The organism is Neisseria sp. WLZKY-1 (genome assembly GCF_046546535.1).
GTDB lineage: Bacteria > Pseudomonadota > Gammaproteobacteria > Burkholderiales > Neisseriaceae > Neisseria.
This window is the reverse complement of sequence record NZ_JBKGTW010000083.1, coordinates 1-4,998: the sequence shown is the minus strand read 5'-3', so window position 1 is coordinate 4,998 and position 4,998 is coordinate 1. Positions and strand designations below refer to the sequence as shown.

Annotated in this window: 5 protein-coding genes; all 5 read left to right on the top strand. The window is 49.5% G+C overall.

Annotation, left to right across the window (positions count from 1 at the left end):
* The first annotated feature begins 318 nt into the window (after positions 1 to 318).
* The 5 genes from ACLD9W_RS12050 to ACLD9W_RS12030 all read left to right on the top strand — a co-directional run bounded on the left by ACLD9W_RS12050 (position 319) and on the right by ACLD9W_RS12030 (position 4,855).
* A complete protein-coding gene (locus tag ACLD9W_RS12050) occupies positions 319 to 612 on the top strand; it encodes a helix-turn-helix domain-containing protein (RefSeq protein ID WP_009426463.1) in 294 nt (97 codons plus the stop codon).
* Positions 613 to 732: 120 nt separating this feature from the next.
* On the top strand, positions 733 to 3,735 hold the full coding sequence (locus tag ACLD9W_RS12045) for a valine--tRNA ligase (protein WP_410842238.1): 3,003 nt from the start codon (positions 733 to 735) through the stop codon (positions 3,733 to 3,735).
* 162 nt (positions 3,736 to 3,897) lie between these two features.
* On the top strand, positions 3,898 to 4,167 hold the full coding sequence (locus tag ACLD9W_RS12040; RefSeq protein WP_410842237.1) for a hypothetical protein: 270 nt from the start codon (positions 3,898 to 3,900) through the stop codon (positions 4,165 to 4,167).
* 12 nt (positions 4,168 to 4,179) lie between these two features.
* The gene (locus tag ACLD9W_RS12035; protein ID WP_410842236.1) at positions 4,180 to 4,431 is read left to right on the top strand and encodes a hypothetical protein; all 252 of its coding nucleotides are present in this window, start codon (positions 4,180 to 4,182) and stop codon (positions 4,429 to 4,431) included.
* Positions 4,424 to 4,855, top strand: a complete 432-nt coding sequence (locus tag ACLD9W_RS12030) for a hypothetical protein (protein ID WP_410842235.1) — start codon at positions 4,424 to 4,426, stop codon at positions 4,853 to 4,855. The genes ACLD9W_RS12035 and ACLD9W_RS12030 overlap by 8 nt, the downstream gene beginning before the upstream one ends.
* Positions 4,856 to 4,998 lie beyond the last annotated feature (143 nt).

The window sequence follows — 4,998 nt, the reverse complement described above, 5'->3', positions numbered from 1 at the left end:
CCGCAAAAAGGGCATTTTTTGTGTTCAAAGGTTTTGACTCCGCTTAAAGTCTTGTAGCATAAGGCTTGCGGGGGTTTTGGGCAGTAAATTTGTTACTTACGCCTAATTTCGGTATGGATAAGTATCGGAATTAAATGTTTTGGTTGACATAGTCATATAGATTTTAAATTTTGATTAGGTTATTGAAAACATGGTTTAAATCCGAATATCCCGTCTCTATAATCCCCACCCGTGAAAATGGGTAGGAAACCGTTCCTCAGAGTCGGATTTCCGCACCGCATTAAGAAAAAAGTCTGTTATTTGTTAAGGAAGTTAAGAATGTCTACATTTCCCCAACTGTCAAACATCCGTGACATACGGAAAAAACTCGGCCTGAACCAAAGCGAATTCTGGAGCAAAATCGGTGTTACCCAATCCGGCGGTTCGCGCTACGAATCCGGCCGCAATATGCCCAAGCCCGTGCGTGAGCTGCTGCGCCTGGTGCACATCGAACGTGTCGATTTGGAAAAAGTAAACGGCCGCGACTACCACCTGCTCAAGCTGCTTAAAGAACAGGAAGCCGAAACCTACCACCGCCTGCTCAAACAACTCGAAAAAACAGAAAATCCCTGAAACAGCGATTATCCACTTCCCAAACTCCTATCCCCAAGCGCCGCGCTGCTTGGGGATTGCTTTTTTCAGACGGCCTTTGCGCTATAATCCGCTGTTTTCAAATCAATACAGAAACCTACCATGCTCGACAAATACTCCCCCGCCGAAATCGAAACCAAACACTATCAAAACTGGGAAAAACAAGGCTATTTCGCCGCCAATTTCGCCCGCCCCGAAAGTTTCTCCATCCAGCTTCCCCCGCCCAATGTTACCGGCACGCTGCACATGGGGCACGCGTTTAACCAGACGATTATGGACGGCCTCACGCGCTATTACCGCATGAAAGGGTACAACACGGCTTGGATTCCGGGCACCGACCACGCGGGCATCGCCACGCAGATTGTGGTGGAGCGCCAGCTCGCCGCCGAGGGCGTGTCGCGCCACGATTTGGGACGCGAGGCGTTTTTGGAAAAAGTATGGGCGTGGAAAAACATCTCCGGCGGCACGATTACGCAGCAGATGCGCCGCGTCGGCTGCTCGGCCGACTGGCAGCGCGAGTATTTCACGATGGACGACGTGCGCGCCGAGACGGTTACCGAAGTATTCGTGCGCCTGTTTGAGCAGGGCTTGATTTACCGTGGCAAGCGGCTGGTGAACTGGGATCCCGTGCTCGGCACGGCGGTATCCGATTTGGAAGTGGAAAGCGTGGAAGAAGACGGCTCGATGTGGCACATCCGCTATCCGCTGGTTGATGGTTCAGACGGCCTTATCGTCGCCACCACCCGCCCCGAAACCATGCTGGGCGACGTGGCCGTGGCCGTGCATCCCGAAGACGAACGCTACGCGCGTTTTATCGGCAAAGAGCTGGTATTGCCGCTCACCGGCCGCACCATTCCCGTGATTGCCGACGAATATGTGGAAAAAGATTTCGGCACGGGCTGCGTGAAAATCACCCCCGCGCACGATTTCAACGACTACGAAGTGGGCAAACGCCACGACACCAAACTGGTAAACGTGTTTGATTTAAAAGCAAAAATCCTGAGCGATGCCGAAGTGTTCAACTACAAAGGCGAAGCGCAACCGGGTTTCAGGCTGCCTGAACAATACGCAGGCTTGGACCGCTTTGCCGCGCGCAAACAAATCGTTGCCGACCTGAAAGAACAGGGCTTTTTGCAGGAAATCAAACCGCACAAGCTGATGACGCCGAAAGGCGACCGTACAGGCTCAGTGATTGAACCGATGCTGACCAGCCAATGGTTTGTCGCCATGAATGCCAAGCCGCAGGGCATCGAGCCGAACAGCGAATACCGCGGCCTGAGTTTGGCGGAAAAGGCGAAAAAGGCGGTGGACAGCGGCGCGGTACGCTTCATCCCCGAAAACTGGGTCAATACCTATAACCAATGGATGAACAACATCCAAGACTGGTGTATCTCTCGCCAACTGTGGTGGGGGCATCAAATCCCCGCGTGGTATGACGGAGAAGGCAGGGTATATGTGGCGCAGGACGAGTTCGGCGCGTATTGGGATGCTTTTGCCGCCCGCTACGAAGCGCGCGAAAATGCAGGCATCGCAGACAACGGCGATTTGCACCTGATGGCGGATTTTATCCGCGTGGTGCAGAAGCTGGAAAGTTTGGAACTGCCCGTTGATAATTTGCAAGCCGAGTTGGCGGAAGAAAAAGCCCGCGCGGTTAAGCAGGCGCAGGCCGCAGGCATACGCCTCACGCGCGACGAAGACGTGCTGGACACATGGTTCTCCTCCGCGCTCGTGCCGTTCTCCACGCTCGGCTGGCCGTCTGAAACCGACGAACTCAAAGCCTTCCTGCCGTCCAACGTCTTGGTAACCGGCTACGAAATCATCTTCTTCTGGGTGGCGCGCATGATTATGATGACCACCCACTTCACCGGCAAAGTACCGTTTAAAGACGTGTACATCCACGGCATCGTGCGCGACCACGAAGGCAAAAAAATGTCCAAGTCCGAAGGCAACGTCATCGACCCCGTGGACTTGATTGACGGCATCGACTTGGAAAAACTGCTTATCAAACGCACCACCGGCCTGCGCAAGCCCGAAACCGCCCCCGCCGTGAAAAAAACCACCGAAAAACTGTTTCCCGAAGGCATTCCTGCCATGGGCGCAGACGCATTGCGTTTCACCATGGCCAGCTACGCCAGCCTCGGCCGCAGCGTAAACTTCGACTTCAAACGCGCCGAAGGCTACCGCAACTTCTGCAACAAATTATGGAACGCCACCAACTTCGTCTTGATGAACACCGAAAACCAAGACTGCGGCCAAGACGAAATGCAGCCTTTGGCATTTACCTTTGCCGACCAGTGGATTATCGGCAAACTCCAACAAACCGAAGCCGCCGTAGCCGAAGCCTTTGAAACCTACCGCTTCGACCTCGCCGCGCAAACCCTGTACGAATTCGTGTGGAACGAATACTGCGACTGGTACATCGAGCTTGCCAAAGTGCAAATCCAAACCGGCTGCCCCACCACCCAACGCACCACCCGCCGCACCCTCGTGCGCGTACTCGAAGCCATCCTGCGCCTCATGCACCCCATCATGCCCTTCATCACCGAAGAGTTGTGGCAAACCGTCGCCCCGCTCGCCAACGCCAAACACAGCGACAGCATCATGCTCGCCGCCTACCCCGAAGCCGACCCGGAGAAAATCGCCCCCGCCGCCTTCAACAAAATGGGCAGCCTGAAAGAACTGACCGAAGAAGTGCGCAAACTGCGCGGCGAAATGGGCATCGCCCCCAATGTCAAAGCCCCGCTGTTTATCGAAGGCGGCAGCGAACTGGCCGACCTGCTCAAATACCTGCCCGCCCTCACCCGCCTCACCGAAGCCAAGCTGGTAGAAAAACTGCCCGAAGCCGAAGACGCCCCCGTCGCCGTGTGCAACGGCGCACGCCTGATGCTCAAAGTGGAAATCGACAAAGCCGCCGAAACCGCGCGTTTGAGCAAAGAAGCCGAAAAACTGCAAAAAGCACTCGACAAACTCAACGCCAAACTTTCCAAACCCGGCTACACCGACAAAGCCCCCGCGCATCTGGTGGAGAAGGATAAGGCGGATTTGGCGGAGTTGGTGGATAAGATGGGGAAAGTGGAAGGGCAGTTGGCGAAGTTGAAAGGGTAGTATTGTTTGGTTGTAAGAAAGGCAGCCTGAAAACGGCAGAGTGGTTTTCAGGCTGCTTTTATTGCATGATTAGTCATTAGAATAATTAATTGTCCATTCATTCAGTAACACTTTATAATGGCGGTTTAGACATCTTGATGTACAGTAAGGCTCTTTACTCAAATGAACACAAAAAATATTCTTGTTGATGCTAGCAATTGCGTGTACACATCTGCTGATTTAACAATTTCTACAGGTTATCAAATCAATGATAGCAATATGCGCATTAATGTGTCATTTATTAAGCATGTCCCTACGCCAATTCTTTCACCTGATGGCCAAGGATATGGAGAGATGAAACCTATGCGTGTAGCTAATATTGATTTAGATATTCAAGCTGCAAGAATACTAATTGACACATTAAGTATGCTTATTTCTGATGCAGAACAATAGAAGGTGAAGAACATGATAACTTTTTTTCATCTGGACAATACTTATTTAGCGCATAAAGAAATAAATAATAGCTTTCAAACTCCTATCATTTCTTATTGCGAGAAAACAATATCATCTTACCAATTATCATTCTTGAACTATAACTATGACTTCACGATTGAGGAAATGAGAGAAAGAATGACAGGAGAAACTATTTTGCCTAAACACATTGAAACTGCAGAAGAAGTTCACAACTGGATTATGAGTTTAAGCAAAGATGCCTAACACTATTAGTTTTTCTAATTATTTTCTACAATTTCTAAAACAAGATTATCCACAACTCCCATCAGCAGAACAAAAGATAATTAGTCAATTTATTGCAGATTATCGCAATTACGGTTTTACTGCACCACCTTTGTGCGGACGTAATAAATCATCTGCGGCTGTTTCTGATGATAATAAACGTAATTTCGCTTTAGAATATGGGTTATGGCATTACCATATCGGTATTCCTAGTTACGAAACGGAAAATAGATTAATGGGAGATTGGACTTCTGTGAAAATAGTAAATTATATGAATAGGGATACAACAAGAAATAAAAAAGGAAAATGTAAGGCCAATATTAAATTAGTTAGCATTGCATCTCATCCACCTTTTATTATTCCAAACTTATCTCACATAACAGGAGAAACATTCCCAAAAACATGAAATAAATTATGTATTCAATAAACCTAGGGTCTGTTGACATTCAAGCCAGCCTTAAAACCGTAGCAGCCAGATAAATGTTGGCAGCAAAAGATTCATCCGTCTTTTCACAACGCATCGCAATCTTTTTAAACTCCTTTATCCGG

Bases quoted from the DNA above. Each gene is read 5' to 3' on its own strand.
- ACLD9W_RS12050 (WP_009426463.1), top strand. From the start codon at position 319: ATGTCTACATTTCCCCAACTGTCAAACATCCGTGACATACGGAAAAAA.
- ACLD9W_RS12045 (WP_410842238.1), top strand. From the start codon at position 733: ATGCTCGACAAATACTCCCCCGCCGAAATCGAAACCAAACACTATCAA.
- ACLD9W_RS12040 (WP_410842237.1), top strand. From the start codon at position 3,898: ATGAACACAAAAAATATTCTTGTTGATGCTAGCAATTGCGTGTACACA.
- ACLD9W_RS12035 (WP_410842236.1), top strand. From the start codon at position 4,180: ATGATAACTTTTTTTCATCTGGACAATACTTATTTAGCGCATAAAGAA.
- ACLD9W_RS12030 (WP_410842235.1), top strand. From the start codon at position 4,424: ATGCCTAACACTATTAGTTTTTCTAATTATTTTCTACAATTTCTAAAA.